This window comes from Promicromonospora sp. NPDC050880 (genome assembly GCF_044456525.1).
GTDB lineage: Bacteria > Actinomycetota > Actinomycetes > Actinomycetales > Cellulomonadaceae > Promicromonospora.
The window spans coordinates 1-24,160 of the sequence record NZ_JBITFV010000012.1 but is presented as its reverse complement, the minus strand read 5'-3'; the positions used below and the strand labels follow the sequence as shown (position 1 = coordinate 24,160).

The following is a 24,160-nucleotide window of genomic DNA, read 5'->3' as shown; positions in this document are numbered from 1 at the left end:
CCCCTGAGCCGCGAGATACTGGTACCCATGATTTCTCCCACCCCGCAGGCGCAGACCCGTCGTCCGACGGCGGCCGACGGGTTCGTCGTCGTCGACAAGCCGCAGGGCTGGACGAGCCACGACGTCGTCGGGCGCATGCGGCGGCTCGCTGGGACGCGGAAGATCGGGCACGCGGGGACGCTGGACCCGATGGCGACCGGCGTGCTCGTGCTCGGTGTCGGCAAGGCGACCCGCCTGCTCACCTACGTGGTGGGCGCGGACAAGGACTACGACGCGACGATCCGGCTCGGCGTGGCCACGACGACGGACGACGCCGAGGGCGCGGTCGCGGCCGTCGCCGGACCGGAGGCGGTCGGGCGTGTGGAGCGGGCGGCGCTGGACGCCGCGGTCGCCGGGCTCACGGGCGACATCCTGCAGGTGCCCACGTCCGTGTCCGCGATCAAGGTGGACGGCAGGCGCGCCTACGCGCGTGTCCGCGCCGGGGAGGAGGTCACGCTCCAGGCGCGGCCGGTCACGGTGTCCCGGTTCGAGGTGCTGGACGTCCGCACGGCCACGACGGCGGTGCCCGACGGCGACCTCGCCGACGTCCACGTGGACCCGGACGACGTTTCCCCGGGCGATGCCGCGCAGCCGGGCCGCGCGCCGACCGCCGCGGACCCCGGCGGCGTCCCGACGCGTGAGGTGCCCGTGATCGACGTGGACGTGCGCGTCACCGTCTCGTCGGGCACCTACGTGCGTGCCCTGGCCCGTGACCTCGGGGCCGCGCTCGGCACCGGCGGGCACCTGACCGCGCTGCGCCGCACCCGCGTGGGCGGCTACGACCTCACCGGTGCCCGCACGCTGGAGGAGCTGGAGGCGCAGGCCGACGCCGACGGCACCCTGGCCACCCTCCCGCTGGCCGACGCCGCCCGCGGCACCTTCCCGGTCCGCCGGCTCGACGAGGTCGAGGTGCGGGCGCTGGGCTACGGGCAGTGGGTCGAGCCGTCCGGCCGGCCCGAGGTGGTGGCCGCGCTGTCGCCGTCGGGCACGCTGGTGGCGCTGCTGGAGGACACGCGCCGGCGCGGCGAGAACCTGGCCCGGCCCGTGCTGGTGCTCGCACCGGCCGACTGAGGCGACCGGGCGCCGCCGGGTGGCCCCGCGCACGGGGCACCGCCGGGCTCGGGCTACGCTTTTGACGTTCGGTGCGGGACGGCGCGATGCGACGCCCGCACCCCGCGCCACCTGATTCATGAGGAGCAACCCGCGTGCAGCTGTGGACGGACCTGGAGCAGGTTCCCCCGGGATTCGGGCCATCCGTGGTGACGATCGGCAACTTCGACGGCGTCCACCGCGGCCACCAGGCGGTGCTCGACCGCATCCTCCGGCTCGCCCGGGGTGACGGCGCGAGCGCCGTCGCCGTGACGTTCGAGCCGCACCCGTCGGCGGTGCACCGGCCCGAGTCGGCGCCCGAGCTCATCACGGGCCTGGAGGACCGCCTGGCGCTCATGGAGCGCACCGGCCTGGACGCCACGCTGCTGGTGCACTACACCCTCGACTTCGCCGCCCAGACGCCGGAGGAGTTCGTCTCCCGGTACCTCGTCGACGGGCTGCGGGCGCGGACTGTGGTGGTGGGGCACGACGTCCGCTTCGGCAAGCAGAACGCCGGCACGCTGGCCACCATGGTCGAGCTCGGCGGGCAGCACGGCTTCGAGGTGGTCGCCATCGAGGACGTGGGCGACTCGGCGGGCGACGGGCACCAGCGCTGGTCGTCGACGGCGGTGCGCGCGCTCCTCGCGGAGGGCGACGTCGGCCAGGCCGCCGACGTGCTCGGCCGCCCCCACCTCGTGCGCGGCACCGTGGTGCACGGCGACGCCCGGGGCCGGGAGCTGGGCTTCCCGACCGCGAACCTCGGCGACATCACCGGCCTCGTTCCCGCCGACGGCGTCTACGCCGGCTGGCTGCGCCGCGGCACGGCGGCGACGTGCGCGAGCCTGGCGACGCCCGCGGACGAGGGCGCCCGGGGGCAGGAGGAGATCCTGCCCGCCGCGATCTCCGTGGGCACCAACCCGACCTTCGACGGCGTCGAGCGCCGCGTGGAGGCGTACGTGCTCGACCGCACCGACCTGGACCTGTACGACCAGACCGTGGTGCTGGAGTTCGTGGCCCACCTGCGCCCCACGCTGCGGTTCGACGGCATCGAGCCGCTGATCGCCCAGATGAACGACGACGTGGCACGCTCCCGTGAGATCCTCCGGGCCTGAGGTCGTGGAGACGTTTGCGGCGCTCGTACGTTGAGCCGGGCATGACGCTCCTCGAACTGTCGGACCTGGTGGTCGGGTACGGCGGCAACGCCGTCTGCCCGCCGGTCACGCTCACGGTGGCACCCGGCGACGTGGTCGCGGTGATCGGCACCAACGGCACCGGCAAGTCCACGCTCCTGCGCACCGTGCTCGGACTGCAGGAACCCCTGAGCGGCACCGTCCGCGCCTTCGGGCGGGTCGTGGACGAGCGCGAGCGCGGCTTCCGGGCCCGGGTCGCGGGCGTGCTGGACGACGACGCGTTCTTCCCCGGCGTCACCGTCCGCGAGCACCTCGTGCTCACCGCACGCGGGCACGGCGTGCCGGACGCGGGAGCCGTCACCGACCAGGTGCTCGACCACGTCGGCATCGCCGCGCACGGCGGGGCCATGCCGCACACCCTCTCCTCGGGGCAGCGCCGCCGGTTCCTGATGGCGAGCGCCCTGGTGCGCCCCCGCGACCTGCTCGTCCTGGACGAGCCCGAGCAGCGCCTCGACACCGCCATGCGCGCCCGCCTGGGCGACACGCTGCGCGCCGAGGCCGACGCCGGGACGGCGGTGCTGTTCGCCACGCACGACGACCGGCTGCTGGCGGCCACGGGCGCCCGCGCGCTCCACCTGTCCGACGACGGCGCCGAGCTGCTCGAACCGGCCGAGGCGCCGGGCGTGCTGGCGGGCTTCCGGTGACGGGCGGGACGCCGGAGGCGGGCGGGGCACCGGACGCGGCGGCGGAGCCGGGCCTGGGCGGGGCGCCGGGCGTCGTCCGGCCGCTTCCGCGCCTCGCCGGGGACGACGCCGAACGACTGACCGGCGCCGAGCTGCGCCGCCTCACGGCGCGCGTGCGAGCCCACAACCTGCCGCCCGAGACCGGGCAGGTGGCGACGGACGTGGGCGAGGTGACCATCCTGCTCACGCTCGTCGCCCTGTACGTGTGGGGCTTCGGGGCACCCGTGCGCGAGCTGCTCGGCTCGGACGCGACGGGGTTCGGGCTCGGTCCCGGGCTGATCCAGGCGCTCGTCCTCGCGCTCGCCGTCGCCGCGGGGGCCGTGCTCGCGACGCGGCTGGGCCCGGCAGGGCTGCCGGCTGCGGGGGTGCGGTGGTGGCTGCCCACGCCCGCCGGGCGGACCGGCCTGGCATCGCCGTCGCTCGTCCGGACCGTGCTGGCCGGCACGGGTGCCGGCGTCGTGGTGGGCGGACTGCCCGCGGCGTTCGTCGGCGTGAGCCCGGTGGGGATCCTGCTCGACGCCGCCTTCGGTGGCGCGCTCGGTCTCGTCGTCGTGACCGGTGCGGGCCTGCTCCAGGTGGCCGGGACCACGTCCGGCACGCGGCTCGGGCAGGTGCTGACCCTGCTGCTCGCCGCCGTGCCGGTGGCAGGGCTGGCCGGGGCCCTGTGGGTGCCCGGCTGGGCGGCCTGGACCGTGCCGTGGCCCGTGCCCGCGGCGCTGGCGCTCGTGGGCACGGCGGCCCTCGCGGCCTGGCCGGCGGGGCTCGACCGGCTCCGCGCCGGTGACCTGCGGGCGCGGGCCTCGGCGGCCATGCAGGCCTCGGCGGCGCTGCTGTCGCTCGACAGCGGGGGCGTGAGCCGCGCGCTGCTGAGCTCCGGCCCGACGGCGTCGCGCGTCCTGGCCGGGGTGCCCCGGCTGGCGCGCGGACCCGTCAGCGCGGTGCTCGCCGCCGACGTCACGTTCCTGGCCCGTTCGTCCGCGGCGCTGGCGGGGCTGGTGGCCCTCGCGGCGACGGGTGCCGTCGCCGTCCAGGTGCCGTTGCTGGCCGACGGGATCGGGCTGTGGGCGGTCCTGGCGGTCCTCGGTTACGCGGGGGCCGTCGCGAGCGCCGTCGGCCCGCGGGCGGCGGGGGAGAACCCGCGCCTGGACGCGCTGGTCCCGCTCGGCGCCCGGGGCACCCGGGCGGTCCGCACGGTCTGGCCGACGGCGGGCGCCGCCGTTGTGCTGCTGGCGGTCGCCGTGGCGACCGGTGGCGGGGCGTGGGTCGCCACCGCGGTCCCGGCCGCCGTCGTGCTCGGCGCCGCCGCCGTGCGGACCGCCTACCGCGGCCCGGTGCCGTGGGACGTGCCGATGATCGCGACGCCGGCGGGCGCCCTGCCCACGGGGCTGGTGCTGCACCAGCTCAGGGGCCTGGACCTGACGGTGCTCGGCACGGTGCCGCTCGCCTGGGCGGCGGCTGCCGGGCCCGCCGCGCCGGCGGTGGTCGCGGCGCAGGTGGTGTGCGCCGTGGGCGCGGTGCTGTGGGCCGCGCACGTCAAGCGCACGTCGTGACACCTGCGCCGGGTGATTCGGCCCTGGCCGAACCCGGCACGCAGGCCGCGGCGTCCTGCTCTCCCCTGGTGGAAGGCCTTCACACCAGCCAAGGAGAGGATCATGGCCCAGACCACCCAGGCGCCGCCCCAGGGCGACCCCAACCACACCCCGCACGAGGCGGTCGACCTGGCGCAGACACCGGCCGGCCGGACGGTGCGCCGCATCGGGCACGGTGGCGTGTTCGTACCGGCCGACGCGGACGCGCAGGCCGCGCCGCAGGACAGCACGGCGACGCTCATGCCGCGCACCGAGGCCGCCGTGCGGCGCGACCTGCGCGAGCACCGGTTCGACGCCACGACGTCGTTCGACTACCTGCTGCGCGACCTCGCCCGGCAGTTCCCGGAGGCCCACCTGCCCGTGGGCGACCGGGTGGCGCAGACCCGGGACGCCCTGCTGCGGCTCGGTGCCGGCATGATCGAGGCCCCCGCGGGGCCCCCGCCCGCGCCGTCACCGGGCGCGCCCCCGGCGACGCCGGTACCGCCGCGCGACTCGACGGTCCCCGCGATCTACACCTACTGGGGCCAGTTCATCGACCACGACATCACGCTCAACACGAACGGCCCCGACGACGGCTCCGGCCCGGGCGGGGACCAGGCGCTGGGTGACGTGGTCAGCGACCCCTTCCGCGTCTTCGCGCCCGACGTCGTCCGGCGCAGCCTGCACAACGGCCGCATCCCGCTCCTGGACCTCGACAGCCTGTACGGGTCGGGGCCCCGGTTCGAGGGGGAGAAGGACCGGGGCACCACGCGCAGCGAGGCGGCGTACGTGCCGGGCTCGGCCAAGCTGCGCCTCGGCCGGGTCTCGACGCAGCCGATCGGCGGGTTCCAGCTCGTGGCGCCCGGCGACGACCCGCAGCGCGACCTGCCCCGCAGCACCGCACCGGGCAGCGAGCGCATGCCGCTGATCCCCGACAGCCGCAACGACGAGAACCTCGTGGTGGCGCAGTTCCACGTGGCGATGATCCGGTTCCACAACGCGGTGGTGGACTGGGTGTCGCGGCACGAGCCGTGGTTCGCGGTGACGCAGCGTTCGCTGTTCGACCGCGCGCAGCAGCTCGTCCGGTTCCACTACCAGTGGCTGGTCGTGCACGACTACCTGCGCACCCTGACCAAGGCCGGCGTGCTGGACTCGGTCCTGGCGACGGGGCCGTCGCTGTTCCGGCCCGCCCGCCGGGTCGCGATGCCGCTGGAGTTCGCGGTGGCGGCGTTCCGGTTCGGGCACTCGATGGTGCGCGGCGCCTACGACTTCAACGTCAACTTCACGGGCGGCGGGCCCGGCGGGGTGGCGACGCTGGACCAGCTCTTCCGGTTCACCGGCAACGGCGGGCTGTCGCCCGACCCGGCGAACCCGCTGCCCGCCCTGCCGTCGAACTGGCCCGTCGAGTGGACCCGGCTGACCGACAAGGGAGACCCCCTGACGTTCCGCATGGCCCGCAAGATCGACCCGTTCCTGGCTGACGGCCTCGGAGACCTGCTCAACGAGGGCAACGCGGCCTCGGGTCCGGTCCGGGCGCTGCTGAAGCAGCTCGCGCAGCGCAACCTGCTGCGCGGGTACATGCTGGCGATCCCGACGGGGGAGGCCGTGGCGCGGGCGCTGCGCGTGCGTCCGCTCACGCCGGAGCAGCTCCGCCGGAACGCGTCACCCGAGGTGGTGGCGGCGCTCGACGACCTGGACGGCACACCCCTGTGGTACTACGTGCTCAAGGAGGCCGAGGTCCAGGGCAACGGCAGCTTCCTGGGCGAGGTGGGCAGCCGCATCCTGGTCGAGACGTTCCTCTACCTGCTGCGCCTGGACCCCGACTCGTTCATGCGCCGGCCCGGCGGCGACTGGAACCCGGCGTACGGGGTGCGGTTCGAGGACGGGCGCCTGGTCACGACGATCACGGACCTGCTGGCGTTCGCCGGGGTGTTCCCGGTCGGTCAGGACGAGGCGGGCCTGCCGCGGTTCCGCCGGGACACCGCGGGCACGGGCTACGCGGGCCACGACGGCGCGTGACGCCCACCCCGCCGCACGTGTCGGACGCTCAGGTCGCCCGGGCGACCTGAGCGTCTGACACGTGCGGGAGGTCTCATCCGGGCAGTCGGACGTACGGGCTCAGCACTGGTAATGTTGTACCGCCGTCTGAACGGCCGCGGATCCAGAGCGCCCGGTGAACGAGTCCCGGAGCACCGCGCAACGACACTGAAGGAGAGCCATGCCGCTCGACACTGCCACGAAGCAGCAGATCATTTCCGAGTACGGGACCAAGCCGGGCGACACCGGCTCGCCCGAGGTGCAGATCGCGCTCCTCACGCAGCGCATCAAGGACCTGACCGAGCACCTCAAGGAGCACAAGCACGACCACCACAGCCGTCGTGGTCTGCTGCTCCTCGTGGGCCAGCGTCGTCGTCTCCAGGGCTACCTGCGGGGCATCGACATCGAGCGCTACCGCGCCCTGGTCGACAAGCTCGGCCTGCGCCGCTGAACCTGACGCCTACCAGCCCGGCCCCCACTGCGGGGGCCGGGCTGGTCTGGTGAGATGCTGTAGTACAACAACCACAGCGCCGCCCGTGACCTCGTCCGGTCCTCGGTAGTGGCCTCCCGAGAACGTCGCACCAGCGACGGCTCGGTGGGCCTCGATCGATGACCGTCGGGCACGGGGGCGTACGAGAGAACAAGGAGGGCACCCGTGGAGGGTCCCGAGATCCAGTTCGCCGAGGCCGTCATCGACAACGGCCGCTTCGGCACCCGTACCGTCCGGTTCGAGACCGGGCGCCTCGCCAAGCAGGCCGCCGGCTCCGTCGCCGCGTACCTCGACGGCGAGACCATGCTGCTGTCGACCACGGCCGCCGGCAAGCACCCCAAGGACCAGTTCGACTTCTTCCCGCTGACGGTGGACGTCGAGGAGCGGATGTACGCCGCGGGCCGCATTCCCGGCTCGTTCTTCCGCCGCGAGGGCCGCCCCTCGACCGAGGCGATCCTGGCCTGCCGCCTGATCGACCGTCCGCTGCGCCCGCTGTTCGTCAAGGGCCTGCGCAACGAGGTCCAGGTGGTCATCACCGTCATGGCGATCCACCCGGACGACGCGTACGACACCCTGGCGATCAACGCCGCGTCGGCGTCGACCCAGATCTCCGGCCTGCCGTTCGACGGCCCGGTCGGCGCGGTGCGCATCGCGCTGGTCGACGGCCAGTGGGTCGCGTTCCCGAAGTACTCCGACAAGGAGCGCGCGGTCTTCGACATGGTCGTGGCCGGCCGTGTCGTGGGTGACGACGTCGCGATCGCCATGATCGAGGCCGAGGCCACCGACGACGCGTGGAACCTCATCAAGAACGACGGCGTCGCGGCCCCCACCGAGGAGGTCGTCGCCGAGGGCATCGAGGCGGCCAAGCCGTTCATCAAGGCCCTGTGCGACGCGCAGGCCGCGCTCGCCGCGCAGTCCGCCAAGGAGACGCAGGAGTTCCCGCTCTTCCCGGACTACCAGCCCGACGCGTACGCCGCCGTCGAGGGTGCCGTGACCGCCGCCACGCGCGACGCGCTCACCATCGCCGACAAGCAGCAGCGCGAGAACACCCTCGACGAGATCAAGGCCGGGCTGCACGAGCAGCTCGACGCCCAGTTCGAGGGCCGCGAGAAGGAGCTGTCGGCCGCCTTCCGCTCGCTGCAGAAGCAGCTCGTGCGCCAGCGCGTGCTGACCGACGGTGTCCGCATCGACGGCCGTGGCCTCGCGGACATCCGCACCCTCTCGGCCGAGGTCGAGGTGCTGCCCCGCGTGCACGGCTCGGCGATCTTCGAGCGCGGCGAGACCCAGATCCTGGGTGTCACCACGCTGAACATGCTCCGCATGGAGCAGCAGATCGACTCGCTCGGTCCGGAGACGCGCAAGCGCTACATGCACAACTACAACTTCCCGCCGTACTCGACCGGTGAGACGGGCCGCGTGGGCAGCCCGAAGCGCCGCGAGATCGGCCACGGCGCGCTCGCCGAGCGTGCCCTGGTGCCGGTGCTGCCGAGCCGCGAGGAGTTCCCCTACGCGATCCGCCAGGTGTCCGAGGCGCTCGGCTCCAACGGCTCGACCTCGATGGGCTCCGTGTGCGCCAGCACGCTGTCGCTGCTCAACGCCGGTGTGCCGCTGCGCGCCCCGGTCGCCGGCATCGCGATGGGCCTCGTGTCCGACACCGTGGAGGGCGAGACCCGCTACGCCGCGATGACGGACATCCTGGGTGCCGAGGACGCCTTCGGCGACATGGACTTCAAGGTCGCCGGCACCAAGGAGTTCGTCACCGCCATCCAGCTCGACACCAAGCTCGACGGCATCCCGGCGTCGGTCCTCGCGGCCGCCCTGGGGCAGGCGCGCGACGCCCGCCTGACGATCCTCGAGGTGCTCGCCGAGGCGATCGACGTCCCGGACGAGATGTCCCCGAACGCCCCGCGCGTCATCACGGTGAAGGTCCCGACCGACAAGATCGGCGAGGTCATCGGCCCGAAGGGCAAGATGATCAACCAGATCCAGGAGGAGACGGGCGCGGACATCTCCATCGAGGACGACGGCACCGTGTACATCGGTGCCACCGACGGCCCCTCGGCCGAGGCCGCCCGCGCGGCGATCAACGCGATCGCCAACCCGCACGTCCCCGAGGTGGGCGAGCGGTTCGTCGGCACCGTCGTCAAGACGACGTCGTTCGGCGCGTTCATCTCGCTGTCCCCGGGCAAGGACGGTCTGCTGCACATCAGCCAGATCCGCAAGCTCGTGGGCGGCAAGCGTGTCGAGAACGTCGACGACGTGCTGTCCATCGGCCAGAAGGTCCAGGTCGAGATCGGTGAGATCGACCCGCGCGGCAAGCTGTCGCTGGTCGCCGTCACCGACGAGGAGGAGTCGGCCCCGGCCGAGGCCGCCGAGACCCCCGCACCCGCGGACGCCTGACATGGCATGGCACCTGCCGCTCGTCCCCGCGGGCGAGCCCGGTGCCGAGCTCACCGCCGGGCAGGACGGCGCGACGATCCGTCGCTCCGTCCTGCCCGGCGGTGTCCGTGTCCTCACCGAGCACATGCCGGGCCAGCGCTCGGCGACGGTGGGCGCGTGGATCGGCGTCGGCTCGCGGGACGAGACCGACGGCCACTTCGGCTCGACGCACTTCCTGGAGCACCTGCTCTTCAAGGGCACCACCCGGCGGACCGCGATGGACATCGCCGAGGCGTTCGACGCCGTCGGCGGGGAGGCCAACGCCGCCACGGGCAAGGAGCACACCTGCTACTACGCGCGGGTGCTCGACTCGGACCTGCCGATGGCGGTCGACGTCATCTCCGACATGGTCACCTCCGCCCGCCTGGACTCCGACGAGCTGGAGACCGAGCGCGGCGTCATCCTCGAAGAGCTCGCGATGAACGACGACGACCCGACCGACGTCGTGCACGAGCAGTTCTCGGCCGCCGTCCTGGGCGACCACGCGCTGGGCCGGCCCATCGGCGGCACCCCCGAGACCATCAACGCGGTGCCGCGCGACGCCGTCTGGGACCACTACCGCTGGAACTACCGCCCGGAGACGCTGGTCGTCACCGCGGCGGGCGGGATCGACCACGACAAGCTCGTGCAGCAGGTGACCCAGGCCCTGTCCGACGGCGGCTGGGACCTCGATGCCGCCGTCGCCCCCCGCGACCGCCGGCCGGTCGTGGAGGACCGCGTGGGCGTGCCGGACGCCGGCACCGAGCGCCTGGTCGAGCGGCCGGTCGAGCAGACCAACATCATCGTCGGCTCCACGGGCATCTCCGCGACGGACGACCGGCGGTTCGCCCTGTCGGTGCTCAACGCCGTGCTGGGCGGCGGCATGTCGTCCCGGCTGTTCCAGGAGATCCGCGAGAAGCGGGGCCTGGCGTACTCGACCTACTCGTTCGCCTCCGCGCACGGCGGGCTCGGCACCTTCGGCCTGTACGCGGGCTGCGCGTCCGCGAAGGCGGACCAGGTCACCGAGCTGCTCGTGGCGGAGCTGGAGAAGCTCGCGCACGACGGCATCACCGAGGCCGAGCTGAAGCGGTCCGTCGGGCAGCTCTCCGGCGGTACGGTGCTCGGCCTGGAGGACTCCGGCTCGCGCATGAGCCGCCTCGGCAAGGCAGAGCTCGTCTACGGCGAGCTCCTGTCCCTCGCCGAGTCGCTGGACCGCATCCAGTCGGTCACGGCGTCGGACGTCCAGTCGCTGGCGCAGGACCTGGCGTCCCGCCCCCGCTCGATAGTCCGGGTCGGCCCGTCCAACAACTGAACCGCACGCTGAGCGCTGGATACTCGCCCCCTTCCGGTCCTTGGAAGGGCGAAGATCCGGCACTCAACGAGGAGGTAGGGGTAGATCGTGAGTGAGATCAAGGTGGCCGTGCTCGGTGCGGGCGGGCGCATGGGCAGCCAGGCGTGCGCGGCGGTCGAGGGCGCCGACGGCCTCCGGCTCGTCGCGCGCCTGGGCCGCGGCGACACCATCTCCGCGGAGAGCCTCGCGGGGGCCGACGTCGTCGTCGACTTCACCGTGCCGGCCGTCACCGAGGCGAACGTGCACGCCGTGCTCGACGCCGGCGCCCACGCCGTGGTCGGCACCACGGGCTGGGACGACGACTCCCGGGCCCGCGTCGCGGCGCACCTCGCCGAGCTGTCCCCCGGGGGCCAGGGCAGCCCGGGAGCGCTCGGCGTGCTCATCGCCCCGAACTTCGGCCTGTCGGCGGTGCTGGCCATGACGTTCGCCGCCAAGGCCGCGCGCTACTTCGAGTCGGCCGAGGTGGTCGAGCTGCACCACCCGAACAAGGTCGACGCGCCGTCGGGCACCGCCCGGCACACCGCCGCGGCCATCGCGGCGGCCCGCGCCGAGGCGGGACGCGGGCCCTCGCCGGACGCCACCGAGTCCGGCTGGGAGGCGCGCGGCGCCGACGTGGACGGGGTACGCGTGCACGCCGTGCGGCTGCGCGGCCTGGTGGCGCACGAGGAGATCCTGTTCGGCAACGAGGGGGAGCAGCTCGTGATCCGGCAGGACTCCTTCGACCGCGCGTCCTTCATGCCGGGCGTGCTGCTCGCCGTCCGCTCCGTGGTGTCCCGTCCCGGGCTCACCGTGGGCCTCGAGAACGTGCTGGACCTGTCGTGAGCGACGAGGGCCGCGAGCGCTCCGACGGCTCGGCGGAGGTGCCGGGGCCGTCGACGCCGGACGCGTCGGCGGGCCGCCGGGGCCTGCCCCGAGGGCTGGCGGGCGCCCTGGCCGTGACGGCGCTGCTCGCGCTGTACGTGTGGCAGATCGCGGGGCGCGGCGTCGCGATGATCGGCACGGGCGAGCCGGTGCTGATCGCGATCGGCCTCGGTGTGCTGGTCATCCCGCTGCTGGTCATCGGGCTCATCGCCCGGGAGTACTGGCTCGCCGCGACGGTGCAGCGGATGGCGGACACCCTGTTCGCCGAGGGCGACCTGCCGGTGGACGACCTGCCGCGCTCGCCGGGCGGGCGCATCGACCGGGCCGCGGCCGACGAGGCGTTCGAGCCCCGGCGCGCCGCCGTCGAGGCGGCCCCCGAGGACTGGCGCGCCTGGTACCACCTGGCCTTCGCCTACGACGCCGCGGGTGACCGCCGGCGGGCCCGCGAGGCGCTGCGCAGGGCCGCAGGCCTCTACCGCGCCGGGACCACGAAGGCCTCCTGAGGCAGGGTCCGACGCGCGGGGCCTGAGGCGCGGGGCCTGAGGTGCAGGGCCGGGCGGGCGGGGTCGTCTGCGACCTTGCTCACGAACGGGCCCCGAGGGTGGAGCGCACCGGGAAGCGGTTGTTTCAATGGTCGGCGCCGCGCCCGGCGACACCGGCCGGGCGGCGTCTCCTCCCTGACGGAAAGTTGCCGTGCCCGCCCCTGCCTCCCTCCGGGCGCGCCCGCGCGCGCCGAAGACGAACACCCTGCCCGGCACCGGTTCCGGCCGGTCCCCGTGGCGGGCCCTGCGGCATCCTGCGATGCGCTGGTGGACCGGCGCCAACCTGGTCTCCAGCGCCGGCACCTGGACGCAGATGACCGTCCAGAACCTGCTGGTCCTCCAGATCACGGGTTCCCCGGCCGCGACCGGCCTCTCGCTGGCGGTCCAGGCCGCGCCCGGCCTGCTCTTCGGCGTCGCCGGTGGCGCCGTGGTGGACCGGTGGCCGCGCAGGACCGTGGTCGCCGTGAGCCAGGCGGCGCTGGGCGTCATCGCTCTCGTGACCGCGGGGCTGGTCGGCCTCGGCCTGCTCAGCACGCCGGTGCTGCTCGCCCTGTCGGCGATCACCGGACTGGTGGCGGCCGTGGACGGCCCGGCCACGTCGCTGCTGGGCAACGACCTCGTGGCACCCGGCGACGTGCCCTCCGCGATCGGCCTCGGCTCCGTGACCCACAGCGTCGGCCGGCTGGCGGGCGTCGGCCTCGCGGGTGGCCTCGTCGCGCTCACGGGGCCGGCCGCGGCGTACCTGGCCAACGGCGTCTCGTTCCTGGCGGTCGCCGCGCTCGTGCCGTTCCTGCGGCCGTACCGGCGGCCTCCCCGGGCGACCGAGCCGTTGGAGGCGGTGGAGCCCGTCCCCGCGGCGCTCCCGCCCCGCCCGGTCGAGCCTGCCCCGGCACGGGGTGGGTCGCTCGACGGCATCCGGTACTTCTGGGGCCGTCCCCGCCTGGTCGCGCTCCTGGGCGTGACCGCGGTGAGCGCCGTCCTCGGGCGCAACTACTCCCTCACCCTGGCCGTGCTCGTCACGGGTGCCCTCGCCGGGACCACGCAGGACTTCGCGACCGTGGCCACCGTGCTGGCCGTGGGCGGCATCGTCGGTGCGTTCCTGGCGGGGCGGCTCCGCCGTCCGACCGTGCGGCTCGTGGCGGTGCTGGCCGCGGCCGGGGCGCTGCTCCAGGTCGGGGCCGGGCTGTCGCCGAACCTGGCCCTGCTGCTGGTCGCCGTGGCACCGATGGCCGTGGTCGAGTCGCTGTCGGACACCGCGGGGGCCACCGTGCTGCAGACCGATCCGCCGGCCGCCATGCGGGGCCGTGTCCTGGGTGTCTGGCGCAGCGCGAGCACGGTGTGGGGCCTGGCAGGCCCGCCGCTGCTCGGCCTCTTGATGGAGCTGCTGGGCGTGCGCGGTGCCCTGGTCGCCGGCGGGGCCGTGATGCTGCTCGCGACCGCCGCCGGAGCGGTCCTGGCGGCGTACCGGTCACCGGCGGTGCCGGGCTCACCGCGTCGGGCGCCCGGGCACGTGCTCCTGCGGGGAGGGCCTGGCGAGCACCACCCCAGGCCCCGCCGCGTCAGGCCGGTTCGGGCGACGGGTCGGCGTCCGGGTGCGTCGGCACCCAGCGCACCGCCACCAGCACGAGCCCGACGACGAGCAGCGCGGACGTGAGCACGAACGGGTAGGTGCGGTCGATGCCGGACAGCCACCCGGAGATCCAGCCGAAGGGCGCCGCGGCGAGCATGATGCACGTGCGCTGGATGGCCATCACGCGGGACCGTTCGCCGGCGTCCACGTGCAGCGCGACGAGGGACTCCGAGAGCATGAACAGCATGCCCGCGCCGAAGCTGTCCAGCAGCAGGCACAGGCCCAGGAACGCGTACGTCGACGCCGTCGCAGCGCCGTCGGCCGCCGGGATCGCGACCAGCACGACCTGCCCGGCCAGATGCACGCCGAACCCCCACAGGGCGGCGCGACGCAGGTCGACGGCGGTGGTCAGGAGCGGGATCAGCGTGAAGAAGAAGGTCACCGACAGCACCGAGCGGACCATCGGGAAGAAGGGCAGCAGCGCGTCCGGCACGTGCAGGTGCTGGCTCGCCACCACCTGCCAGAACGTGCCGTTGACGAGCGTGACGGCCGCGGTCAGCGCGGCGATGCCGAGCGCCAGCAGCGACCCGCGCGAGCGCAGCAGCAGCCCGAGCGCCCCGCGGTACCCGGCCAGGAGCCGCCACGTGCTCTGCCCGCGGGTGGCGTCCATGCGGATCCGGCCCTGGCGGGTCTCCCGCGACCACAGGTAGAGCCAGACGATCTTCACGGTCATCACGACCGCCGCGTTGACGTACAGGATGCGGACGGCGGGCTCCAGGCCGAGCTGGGCCACCAGGACGGCGGCCAGCGGCGCGAACAGCGCGGAGCAGTCGGCAGCGACCTTGACCAGCGAGTAGATCCGGGTGATCTGGCCCCGCTCGGCGTCCTCGACCATGAGGCAGTCCCAGGAGTTCTGCGTGACCTGCAGGGCGCCGTTGACCAGCGAGGCCGCGAGGAAGAACCAGAAGTCCTGGGCGAACGCCCACAGCACGCACGGGATCACCCAGGCGATCACGTCGAACCACGCCGTCGTGGCGCGCCGGCCGAGCCGGTCGGTGATGATCCCGCCGGCCAGCCCGAAGCCGACCTGGGAGATCATGCCGACGGTCGCGAGGAACCCGATCTGGTAGTCGTGCAGGCCCAGCGCCAGCATGAACACCGACGCGTACGGGAGCACCAGAGCCATCGACAGGCCCCACAGCGGTTCCGTCCACACGCAGGCGCGGGGGTTGCCGCGCAGCTCGACGAGGGTCCGCCACAGCGGGTTGGGGGAGCGGGTCACGGGGCTAGTGAAGCACCTCCGCGACGGTGGCCGTGCACCCGCCTCGTCCCTCGGCCGGCGAGGGCTACAGGGGCCGTTCCATGCAGACCAGACCCTCCCGCTCGTCCCACGGGTCGACGACGGTGAAGCCCAGCCTCTCGTACAGCCCGATCGCACCCGTCCGCCACGCCCAGACGGACAGCGCGGCCGTGCGCACGCCGGCCGCGGCCGCCCGGGTCAGCGCCGTGCCGATCAGCAGGGACGCCACGCCCTGGCCCCGCAGCGCGGGGTCCGTCCAGAGCCGTTTCAGCTCGGTGCGGCCGGCGACCGGCGCCGCGCCGACCAGGCAGCCGACCGACGCCGGACCGCACCCCGCCAGGAGCACCGTGTCGTCCGCGAACGCGGTCCGCGGGTCGGTGATCTCCGCCCGGTAGCGGTCGGGCAGGGCCTCGACGTGCCCGGCCGGGATGCCCTTCTCAGCCTCCGTCTGCAGGTGGTACGCGGTCAGCAGGGCGGCGAGGCCCTCCGTCGGGGAGCCCGGTCCGAACGGGTGCACGACGACGGGCGGGGTGCCGGTGGCGCGCATGACGCTGCTCTCTCAGTCCGTCAGGCTCGTCCAGCAGTACACGCTCTGCCGCTCGTCGGCGGCGCGCGCGGCGAGCGCCCCGAGGGAGAGCAGCGCGGCCACGAGCACCTGGGGTGCCACGACGCGCGTCGCCGTGCCGGACCACTCCCGCGCGGCCTCGGCCAGCCGGGCCGGTCCGGCCGAGGCGAGGTCGTCGACGAGCGGCTGCTGGACGGACACCACCCACGGCCCCTCCTCGCCCCCGCTGCCGACCAGGGCGCCGTGCCGCGGGTGCGCGGTGACCTCGGCGTACGACCGGCCGGACAGCACGCCGGCCAGACCGCCGAGCATCACGAACGGGTCCACGGACGGTACGGCGACGGCGTCGAACCGGGGCTGGTCGGTGCGCAGGTCCGGCTCGGAGGGCCCGCCGGGCGCGAGGAGCACCGTCGCCGCCGCCTCGTCGGTCGGCGCTGCGAAGTACTCGGTGCGGATCCCCATGCCGGCGATCGTCGCAAGGCCGTGTCACGGGACTGTCACACGGGCGTGAAACCTGGGGTTCGCGTGGCGAACACGGGGGCACCCGCCGGCGTCAGATCTGCGCGGACCAGCGGTGCTCGACGACCTCGCGGACCCCCGTCGCCAGGGTGCGGCTGCGACCGTCCTCGCCCAGCCCGCTGGCGTCCAGGAAGGCGGCGCGCGCCGTGTCGTCGGCGAGCGCCCACGTGGTGACCGTGTCCGACCCGTCCGCACGGAGGCGGTCCACGGCAGCCGCCAGCAACCGCGACCCGTGGCCGGCGCGCTGTGCCTCCGGCAGCACCTCCAGCGACAGCACCTGACCCGGGGAGACGGCAGCGAACCCGACGACGTCCGGCCCGTCGAGCGCGACGAGGACGGCGAACCCGGGGCCGGGCGGCGAGGTGATGGCCGAGGCCCAGCGCTCGCGCATCGCGGGGACGTCCAGGGCCTCCATGACGCCTTCTCCCAGCACACCGGTCGCTCGCCAGGAGGCCACCTGCACGGCGGTCACGGCGGACTCGTCGCCGGGGACGGCGGGCCGCACGGACACGTCGGCGATCTCACGAAACAGTGCCATCGGCCCACCCTAGCGTCGCCCGCCGGACGGCGTTCACCACGGCTGCCGCTGCCAGGACGGGCCGGTCGTGGTGGCAGCAGCCGGGCCCGGCGTCGGGTGCGGTCAGCCCCAGCCGAGGGCGCGGAGGCCCGCTGCCGTGGCCGCCGCCAGGAGGACCACGAGGATGAACGGGGCGCGCAGGGCGAGGGCGAGGGCCGCGACCGCGAGGGCGGGCACCCGGGCGTCGATCACGAGCGAGCGGCCGTCGGCGAAGCCCTGGACTACGACGAGCGACACCAGGAGCGCGACCGTGACGAGCGTGGTGACCCGGGAGACGCGCTCGGAGGCGAGCCAGGAGCGGGGGACGAGGTGCCCGCCGAGCTTGAGCGCGAAGCAGGCGAACGACGCGACCAGCACGGTGGTCCAGAGGGCTGCGGTGGTCATCGGACGGCCTCCCGGTCGGTGTCATGGCTGGTGTCCCGGTTGGTGTCGTGGCCGGTGTCGTGGCCGGTCCCGCCGGGACGGGTCGCCGTGCCGTCCTCCGGGCCGCCCTGGCCCGGGCCTGCCGCGCCGCCGTTCGGCGCCACCAGCCCCACGACGATCGCGACCGCGGCCGCCGCGAGCACCGGGATGCCGGCCGGCACGAACGGGATCAGGGCCGCCGTGGCCACGACCGCGAGCCCCGCCACGACCTGGGCCCGCCGCGGGGCGAGCCGGGGCCAGACCAGGGCGAGGAACGCGGCGGCGGCCGCGGCGTCGAGCCCCCACGCGCGCGGGTCGCCGAGCGCGTCCCCGGCGAGCGCCCCGAGCAGCACGAACGTGTTCCAGAGCACGAACACGCCGGCGCCCGTCACCCAGAAGCCCACGCGCGCCGCCGCCGGCCCGGGCTGGGCGACGGCGACCGCCGTCGACTCGTCGATGGTGAGCTGGGCGGCGGCCAGGCGGCGCCAGCCGCGCACCTGGAGCAGCGGTGAGACCACGGCGCCGTACAGGGTGTTGCGCAGGCCGAGCAGGGCGGCGGTGGCGACGGCGGCGACCGGGGTGCCCGCCGCGCCGATCACGCCGACCAGCGCGAACTGGGAGCCGCCCGAGAACATGAGCAGGCTCAGCGCCATCGTCGGGCCGAGGCCGACGCCCGCGGCCACCGACAGGGCGCCGAACGAGACGCCGTACAGCCCCGTGGCCACCGAGACGCTCACGCCCTGGCGGACCGCCGCACGGGCCGCGGGGTCGCTGGGGAGAAGCTTCACGCGGCGAGGTTACGTCGTCGCGGGTGCGCGGCGGCGCGGCTGCCCGCCGACCGGACGGCAGCGCGACCGGGCGCTACAGCGCCACGTACACCGTCTCCTGGTACTCGTCGATGCCCGTGTCCCCGCCCTCGCGGCCCAGCCCGGAGGACTTCACGCCACCGAACGGGGCGCTCGCGTCCGACACGAGCCCGCGGTTGATGCCGATCATCCCGGCCTCGATCTCGTCCATCGCCCGCTGGGCGCGGGCCAGCGAAGTCGTGTACGCGTAGGCGGCGAGCCCGAAGGGGGTGCCGTTGGCCAGCTCGTACGCCTCGTCGTCGGACCCGAAGGCCACGATCGGGGCGACCGGGCCGAAGATCTCCTCGGTGACGATCCGCGCGTCGCCGTCCACACCGGTGAGCACGGTCGGCTCGAAGAAGTGGCCGGGGCGCTCCAGGCGGGATCCGCCGGTGAGCACCTGCGCGCCGTGCGCGACGGCGTCGTCCACCAGGTCGGTCACCTTCTCGACGGCGGCCTCGTTGATGAGCGGGCCGACCTCGGCCCCGGGCTGGGTGCCCGGGGCGGTCACCTTGGCGCCCACCGCGGCGGCGAACTTCTCCGCGAACGTGTGGGCGACGGCGTCGTGCACCAGGAACCGGTTGGCCGCCACGCAGGACTGCCCGGAGTTGCGGAGCTTGGCGATCAGCGCGCCCTGCACCGCGGCGTCGACGTCGGCGTCCTCGAACACGACGAACGGGGCGTTGCCGCCCAGCTCCATCGAGCTGCGCAGCACGTTCTTCGAGGCCTGGGCGAGCAGGGTGCGCCCCACGCCCGTCGAGCCGGTGAACGAGACCTTGCGGAGGCGGGGATCCTCGAACAGGGGCCCGGTGACCGCGGCGGCGTGCGTGGTGGGCACGACGTTGACGATGCCCGTCGGCAGGCCGCGGGACTCCGCCTCGGAGCGGATGATCTCGGCCACCAGCAGCGTCGTCATCGGTGTGAGCTCCGACGGCTTGACCACGACGGTGCAGCCGGCGGCCAGGGCGGGGGCGATCTTGCGGGTCGCCATCGCGATGGGAAAGTTCCAGGGGGTGATGAGCAGCGACGGGCCCACGGGCCGGCGGCTCACGTACTGCGTGTTCCCGCCCGACGGCGCCCTGCGCACCAGGCCGTCGGCGCGCACGGACTCCTCGGCGAACCAGCGCAGGAACTCGGCGCCGTAGACCACCTCGGCGCGCGCCTCGGCCAGGGGCTTGCCGGCCTCGGCGGTGATCAGGGCCGCGATGTCGTCGGCACGTGCGACCAGGCGGGCGAACACGGCGCGCAGCAGCTCGGAGCGCTCGCGCGGCGGCACCGCCCGCCAGGCGGGGGCGGCCACGTGGGCGGCGTCGAGGGCGCGGACGGCGTCCGCGGGCGTGGCGTCGGAGACGTCGAAGACCGTCTGACCCGTCGCGGGGTCGGCCACCTCGAACGTGGCCCGGTCCGCGGCGGGCCCCCAGTGCCCGTCGACGAGCAGACCGGTCGGCAGGTGCGCCACGAGGGCGGGGGAGAGCGTCGTCGCCGTCATGTTTCGAGTATCCACGCCCGCGCAAGCCGCCGGTGACCGCGGGGGCTGCCCGGCTCCCCGGTATCGTCCGGCCTACGCCCACGAGACGGAGGACCACGATGACCGTGACTGCCGACCTGTACGACGAGCACGGCGAGGCCCTGGCCTCGCTCGCCGTCCAGCTCCGGGACTTCGGCGGGGTCCGGGCCTTCTCCGGCCGGGTCCGCACCGTGCGGTGCCACGAGGACAACGGCATCGTCAAGGCGGTGACGCAGACCCCGGGCGACGGTGCGGTCCTGGTGGTCGACGGCGGCGGCTCGCTGCGCAGCGCCCTGATGGGCGACCTCATCGCGGGCGCCGCCGTCGAGAACGGCTGGGCCGGGGCGATCGTCTACGGCGCGATCCGCGACTCGGTGGCGATCGGCGGGCTGGACCTGGGCGTGAAGGCGCTCGGTACCAACCCCCGCAAGTCGTCGAAGACCGGTGCCGGGGTCCTGGACGAGCCCGTCGAGATCGGCGGCGTCGTCTTCCGGCCGGGCGCGATGGTCTACGCCGACGAGGACGGGGTGCTGGTCGAGCGCTGAGCGCGGCGGGAGCCCGGCCGACGGCGCCGCGCGACCCGGGCGTCCGTCGCTCGGTGCAGCGGCTCCGCACGCCCGTCACCGGGCGGTGAACGGTGCCGTAAACGGTACGGTAGTGCCATGGTTCTTCCCACTGACCCCGCGCGCCCGTTCGGCGCGGTCCTGACCGCCATGGTCACCCCGATGACGCCCGACGGCGCCGTGGACCTGAAGGCGGCGGTCAAGCTGGCGAAGAAGCTGGTCGACGACGGGAACGACGGTCTCGTCCTGTCCGGCACCACCGGCGAGTCGCCGGTCACGCACACGCCCGAGAAGGAAGAGCTCGTCGCCGCGGTCGTGGAGGCCGTGGGCGACCGCGCCGCCGTCGTGGCGGGCGCCGGCTCGAACGACACCGTGCACGCGATCCGCATGGCCGAGCAGGCGGCGGAGTCCGGCGCGGACGGCCTGCTCGTCGTCTCCCCCTACTACTCCCGGCCCAGCCAGGAGGGCCTGTACCAGCACTTCGTGGCCGTCGCCGACGCGACCGACCTGCCCGTGATGCTGTACGACGTCCCTGGCCGCACCGTGGTGCGCATCGCCCCCGACACCTACCGCCGCCTGGCACAGCACCCCCGGATCGTCGCGAACAAGGACGCCACCGGCGACGTCTACGCGGCCACCAAGCTCATCGGCGAGACGGGCCTGGCCTGGTACTCCGGCGACGACGGGCTGCTCCTGCCGTTCCTGAGCGTCGGCGGCGCGGGTATCGTGTCCGTGTCGGCCCACGTGGTCGGCGCCCGCTTCGCGGAGACGGTCCGCCGGTTCGACGCCGGGGACCTGGCCGGCGCGGCCGAGGTCTTCCGTACCACCACCGGCGTGATCGACGCGCTCAACGGTGCCGGTGCGCAGGCCGTCATGGCCAAGGCCGCGGTCGAGCTGCTCGGCATCACCGACAACCGCTTCCTGCGGCTGCCGAACGTCGCCGCGACCGACGACGAGGTCGCCGTCCTGCGCGCGGTGCTGGCCGAGGCCGGCCTGCTGCGCGACGGCGCACCCCGGCCCGAGGCGAACGAGCTCGCGGAGGCGAGCGCCGCCGTCGGGCACTGAAACTTTTCTGTTGGAACGAGGCCTTGGAGGCCACGTGAGTCATCCTCACCCTGAACTGTCCCTGCCCCCTGCGCTGCCCGAAGGCGGCCTGCGCGTGGTCGCCCTCGGCGGCCTGGGCGAGGTGGGACGCAACATGGCTGTCCTGGAACATGCCGGAAAGCTGCTCGTCATCGACTGCGGCGTGCTGTTCCCCGAGGACAACCAGCCCGGCGTGGACCTGATCCTGCCGGACTTCGACTACATCAAGGACCGCCTCGACGACATCGAGGCGATCGTGCTGACGCACGGGCACGAGGACCACATCGGCGCCGTGCCCTACCTGCTGCGCCTGCGCAAGGACATCCCGCTGGTCGGCTCCCGGCTGACGCTCGCCTTCATCGAGGCGAAGCTCAAGGAGCACCGCATCAAGCCCTACACCCTCGAGGTGCGGGAGGGGCAGCGGGAGAAGCTCGGCGTCTTCGACTGCGAGTTCGTCGCGGTCAACCACTCCATCCCGGACGCGCTGGCCGTGGCGGTCACCACCGCCGCCGGCACCGTGCTGCACACCGGCGACTTCAAGATGGACCAGCTGCCGCTCGACGGCCGCATCACCGACCTGCGCGCCTTCGCCCGCCTCGGCGAGAAGGGCGTCGACCTGTTCATGGTCGACTCCACCAACGCCGAGGTGCCGGGCTTCGTGACGCCGGAGGCCGAGATCGGCCCCGTGCTGGACAACGTGTTCGCCCACGCGGACAAGCGCATCATCGTCGCGTCGTTCTCCTCCCACGTGCACCGCGTGCAGCAGGTGCTGCGCGCCGCGCACGCCCACGGCCGCCGCGTCGCCCTCGTGGGGCGCTCCATGGTGCGCAACATGGGCATCGCCGCCGATCTCGGCTACCTCGACGTGCCGCCGGGCGTGCTGATCGACCTGAAGAAGGCCGACTCGGTGCCGGACGACCAGATCGTCTACATGTCCACCGGCTCGCAGGGCGAGCCCATGGCCGCGCTGAGCCGCATGGCCAACGGCGACCACAAGGTGCAGGTCGAGTACGGCGACACCGTGATCCTGGCCTCGTCGCTCATCCCGGGCAACGAGAACGCCGTCTTCCGCATCATCAACGGGCTCACCCGCCTCGGCGCGCGCGTGGTGCACGGCGGCAACGCCAAGGTGCACGTCTCCGGGCACGCCTCGGCCGGTGAGCTCATGTACTGCTACAACATCCTCAAGCCGAAGAACGTCATGCCGGTGCACGGCGAGGTGCGCCACCTCGTGGCCAACGGGGCGCTCGCGGTCCGCACGGGCGTGCCGGCTGACCGCGTGGTGCTCGCCGAGGACGGCGTCGTGGTCGACCTCGTGGACGGCAAGGCCTCCGTGGTCGGCGCCGTGCCGTGCGGCTACGTGTACGTGGACGGCTCGTCGGTGGGCGAGATCACCGACGCCGAGCTCAAGGACCGCGTGATCCTGGGCGAGGAAGGTTTCGTCTCGGTCTTCGCCGTGATCGACACGGCGACGGGTAAGGTGCTGGCACCCCCGCAGGTGCTCGCGCGGGGTATGGCCGAGGACGCCTCGGTGTTCGACAAGGTGATGCCGGAGGTCACCGCGGCGCTGGAGAACGCGATCGCGGGCGGGGCCACGGACACGCACCAGCTTCAGCAGATCATGCGGCGGACCATCGGTCGCTACGTGGCCACCCGGCTGCGGCGCAAGCCGATGATCGTGCCGGTGGTCGTCGAGGCGTAACGGCCGGCACCCGGGGGACGGGGCCGTGTGCCTGATCAGCCAGATCAGGCGCACGGCCCCGTTCTCTTTCGCCCACGAGTTCACCCTTTTTCGGCCTTAGGTGGTGGTTTGGTCGGGCTAGCGTTCCGGTGTTCCTGAGAACGTCCGGAAAGGCACCTCGATGACGCAGCCCGACAACCCCTTCACAGCGCCCGGCGGCCCGACGCCGCCCGTGCCTGGGAACCTGCCCGTGGCAGCGCCCGTGGACCCCGCCGCGCCCCCGGTGCCGGCCTACGCCCACGGCGTGCCGCCCTATGGGCAGCCGCCGTTGCGCAGTGCCGCCGGGCTCGGCGTCGCGGCGATCGTGCTGGCCTGCGCGTGGACCGTGGTCCAGGTGCTCCGGCTCGCCTTCGCACCCCAGGCGGCCGAGGCGCTGCGTGCGGCCTCCGACGCGGGCCAGGGTGCTCTCGCCAGCGCCTTCACCGGGTACGACGCCATCGGGCTCCTGTACGTCCCGTTGCAGCTCGCCGCCTTCGTGGTGACCTGCCTCTGGCTCTACGCGAGCCGGACGACGGCCGAGGCCGCCGACCCGTCCTTCGTGCACGCCCGCGGCCGGGTCTGGGTCTGGCTGGGTTGGGTCGTGCCCGTGGTCAGTTTCTGGTTCCCCTACCAGGTCGTGCGCGACACGCGGCGGGCGACGGCGACACGGATCCTCGGAGGCGTCGGCGGATGGTGGGCTGCGTGGCTCGTCTTCCTCACGGTCTCGAACGCCGTCGGCCGGATGAACCTCCGCACGACGCCGGAGGCGGCGGCGATCGCCGCGGACGGGCTGGTGCCGCTCGAGGTCGTCGCCACGGTCGCGATGATCGTGGCGCTCGTCCTGTGGATCCGGATCGTCCGTGACATCACCCGTGCCCAGGCTGAGCGCATCGCGGCAACCTCGGCCACGTCGTACTGACCGGCTGAACCGGGTGCCTGGCGGCGATGGTCCCGTTTCGGTCAGCTGCCCCCCGCCCCGCTTCCGGGCGTTCGGTCAGCTGCCCCCGCTGCCTGACACCGAGTACTCGGTCAGCTGCACCTGCTGACACTGAGTACTCGGTCAGTTGTCCCCCGCTGACACCGAGTGTTCGGTCAGCTGCATCCGCAGACACCGAGTGTTGGGGGGGGGGGGGGGGGGGTGGGGGGGGGGGGGGGGGGGCACCCCCCACCCACCCCCCCCCCCCCCCCCCCCCCCCGGGGGGGGGGGGCCCCCCGCCCCCCCCGGGCCGCGCGGGGGGGCC

At 74.2% G+C, this 24,160-nt stretch carries 22 protein-coding genes; 15 read left to right on the top strand and 7 right to left on the bottom strand.

Translation table 11 applies throughout. From position 1 onward, the window contains the following. Positions 1–27 precede the first annotated feature (27 nt). From truB to ACIBBF_RS18220, 11 genes are all read left to right on the top strand, one after another. Positions 28–1,110, top strand: coding sequence for a tRNA pseudouridine(55) synthase TruB (truB, locus tag ACIBBF_RS18270; RefSeq protein ID WP_397416016.1), 1,083 nt, complete (start codon positions 28–30; stop codon positions 1,108–1,110). A 134-nt stretch (positions 1,111–1,244) separates the two neighbouring features. Beyond that, the gene (locus ACIBBF_RS18265) at positions 1,245–2,240 is read left to right on the top strand and encodes a bifunctional riboflavin kinase/FAD synthetase (protein ID WP_397416014.1); all 996 of its coding nucleotides are present in this window, start codon (positions 1,245–1,247) and stop codon (positions 2,238–2,240) included. A 41-nt stretch (positions 2,241–2,281) separates the two neighbouring features. After that, complete coding sequence (locus ACIBBF_RS18260) at positions 2,282–2,962, top strand: ATP-binding cassette domain-containing protein (protein ID WP_397416012.1); 681 nt, start codon at positions 2,282–2,284, stop codon at positions 2,960–2,962. Further along, positions 2,959–4,551, top strand: coding sequence for a DUF6297 family protein (locus ACIBBF_RS18255; protein WP_397416009.1), 1,593 nt, complete (start codon positions 2,959–2,961; stop codon positions 4,549–4,551). The genes ACIBBF_RS18260 and ACIBBF_RS18255 overlap by 4 nt, the downstream gene beginning before the upstream one ends. Before the next feature lie 102 nt (positions 4,552–4,653). Further along, positions 4,654–6,588 (top strand): heme peroxidase family protein, encoded by a 1,935-nt coding sequence (locus ACIBBF_RS18250; protein ID WP_397416007.1) that lies wholly within the window; start codon positions 4,654–4,656, stop codon positions 6,586–6,588. Between the two features lie 199 nt (positions 6,589–6,787). Further along, complete coding sequence (gene rpsO, locus ACIBBF_RS18245) at positions 6,788–7,057, top strand: 30S ribosomal protein S15 (RefSeq protein ID WP_119137907.1); 270 nt, start codon at positions 6,788–6,790, stop codon at positions 7,055–7,057. 204 nt (positions 7,058–7,261) lie between these two features. Then, complete coding sequence (locus tag ACIBBF_RS18240) at positions 7,262–9,496, top strand: polyribonucleotide nucleotidyltransferase (RefSeq protein ID WP_397416004.1); 2,235 nt, start codon at positions 7,262–7,264, stop codon at positions 9,494–9,496. Position 9,497: 1 nt separating this feature from the next. After that, positions 9,498–10,826, top strand: a complete 1,329-nt coding sequence (locus ACIBBF_RS18235) for a M16 family metallopeptidase (RefSeq protein WP_397416002.1) — start codon at positions 9,498–9,500, stop codon at positions 10,824–10,826. Positions 10,827–10,913: 87 nt separating this feature from the next. Next, complete coding sequence (gene dapB / locus ACIBBF_RS18230; RefSeq protein WP_397416000.1) at positions 10,914–11,687, top strand: 4-hydroxy-tetrahydrodipicolinate reductase; 774 nt, start codon at positions 10,914–10,916, stop codon at positions 11,685–11,687. Positions 11,688–11,725: 38 nt separating this feature from the next. Then, positions 11,726–12,229 (top strand): hypothetical protein, encoded by a 504-nt coding sequence (locus ACIBBF_RS18225; RefSeq protein WP_397416304.1) that lies wholly within the window; start codon positions 11,726–11,728, stop codon positions 12,227–12,229. A gap of 190 nt (positions 12,230–12,419) precedes the next feature. Further along, positions 12,420–13,922, top strand: a complete 1,503-nt coding sequence (locus ACIBBF_RS18220; protein ID WP_397415998.1) for an MFS transporter — start codon at positions 12,420–12,422, stop codon at positions 13,920–13,922. Here ACIBBF_RS18220 and ACIBBF_RS18215 read toward each other — a convergent pair. From ACIBBF_RS18215 to ACIBBF_RS18185, 7 genes are all read right to left on the bottom strand, one after another. Beyond that, positions 13,828–15,120 (bottom strand): MFS transporter, encoded by a 1,293-nt coding sequence (locus ACIBBF_RS18215; protein ID WP_397415996.1) that lies wholly within the window; start codon positions 15,118–15,120, stop codon positions 13,828–13,830. The genes ACIBBF_RS18220 and ACIBBF_RS18215 overlap by 95 nt on opposite strands. 64 nt (positions 15,121–15,184) lie before the next feature. Beyond that, positions 15,185–15,685 carry a GNAT family N-acetyltransferase gene (locus ACIBBF_RS18210; RefSeq protein ID WP_397415994.1) on the bottom strand — a complete coding sequence of 167 codons (501 nt, stop codon included), beginning with the start codon at positions 15,683–15,685 and terminating at the stop codon, positions 15,185–15,187. 12 nt (positions 15,686–15,697) lie between these two features. Further along, entirely contained in the window at positions 15,698–16,165 is a 468-nt protein-coding gene (locus tag ACIBBF_RS18205) for a hypothetical protein (RefSeq protein WP_397415991.1), read from the bottom strand. Positions 16,166–16,256: 91 nt separating this feature from the next. Continuing rightward, on the bottom strand, positions 16,257–16,760 hold the full coding sequence (locus ACIBBF_RS18200; RefSeq protein ID WP_397415989.1) for a GNAT family N-acetyltransferase: 504 nt from the start codon (positions 16,758–16,760) through the stop codon (positions 16,257–16,259). A 102-nt stretch (positions 16,761–16,862) separates the two neighbouring features. After that, the gene (locus ACIBBF_RS18195) at positions 16,863–17,183 is read right to left on the bottom strand and encodes an AzlD domain-containing protein (RefSeq protein ID WP_397415987.1); all 321 of its coding nucleotides are present in this window, start codon (positions 17,181–17,183) and stop codon (positions 16,863–16,865) included. Next, positions 17,180–17,989, bottom strand: a complete 810-nt coding sequence (locus ACIBBF_RS18190) for an AzlC family ABC transporter permease (RefSeq protein ID WP_397415985.1) — start codon at positions 17,987–17,989, stop codon at positions 17,180–17,182. Before ACIBBF_RS18190 ends, ACIBBF_RS18195 begins: the two co-directional genes overlap by 4 nt. Before the next feature lie 73 nt (positions 17,990–18,062). Beyond that, entirely contained in the window at positions 18,063–19,535 is a 1,473-nt protein-coding gene (locus ACIBBF_RS18185; protein ID WP_397415983.1) for an NAD-dependent succinate-semialdehyde dehydrogenase, read from the bottom strand. 98 nt (positions 19,536–19,633) lie between these two features. Between ACIBBF_RS18185 and rraA the strand changes: the two genes are divergently transcribed. The 4 genes from rraA to ACIBBF_RS18165 all read left to right on the top strand — a co-directional run bounded on the left by rraA (position 19,634) and on the right by ACIBBF_RS18165 (position 23,838). Beyond that, the gene (gene rraA / locus ACIBBF_RS18180) at positions 19,634–20,098 is read left to right on the top strand and encodes a ribonuclease E activity regulator RraA (RefSeq protein WP_397415980.1); all 465 of its coding nucleotides are present in this window, start codon (positions 19,634–19,636) and stop codon (positions 20,096–20,098) included. A 117-nt stretch (positions 20,099–20,215) separates the two neighbouring features. Beyond that, positions 20,216–21,181, top strand: a complete 966-nt coding sequence (dapA, locus tag ACIBBF_RS18175) for a 4-hydroxy-tetrahydrodipicolinate synthase (RefSeq protein ID WP_397415977.1) — start codon at positions 20,216–20,218, stop codon at positions 21,179–21,181. Between the two features lie 34 nt (positions 21,182–21,215). After that, entirely contained in the window at positions 21,216–22,901 is a 1,686-nt protein-coding gene (locus tag ACIBBF_RS18170) for a ribonuclease J (RefSeq protein ID WP_397415975.1), read from the top strand. A 160-nt stretch (positions 22,902–23,061) separates the two neighbouring features. Then, a complete protein-coding gene (locus ACIBBF_RS18165; RefSeq protein ID WP_397415973.1) occupies positions 23,062–23,838 on the top strand; it encodes a DUF4328 domain-containing protein in 777 nt (258 codons plus the stop codon). The last annotated feature ends 322 nt before the right edge of the window (positions 23,839–24,160 follow it).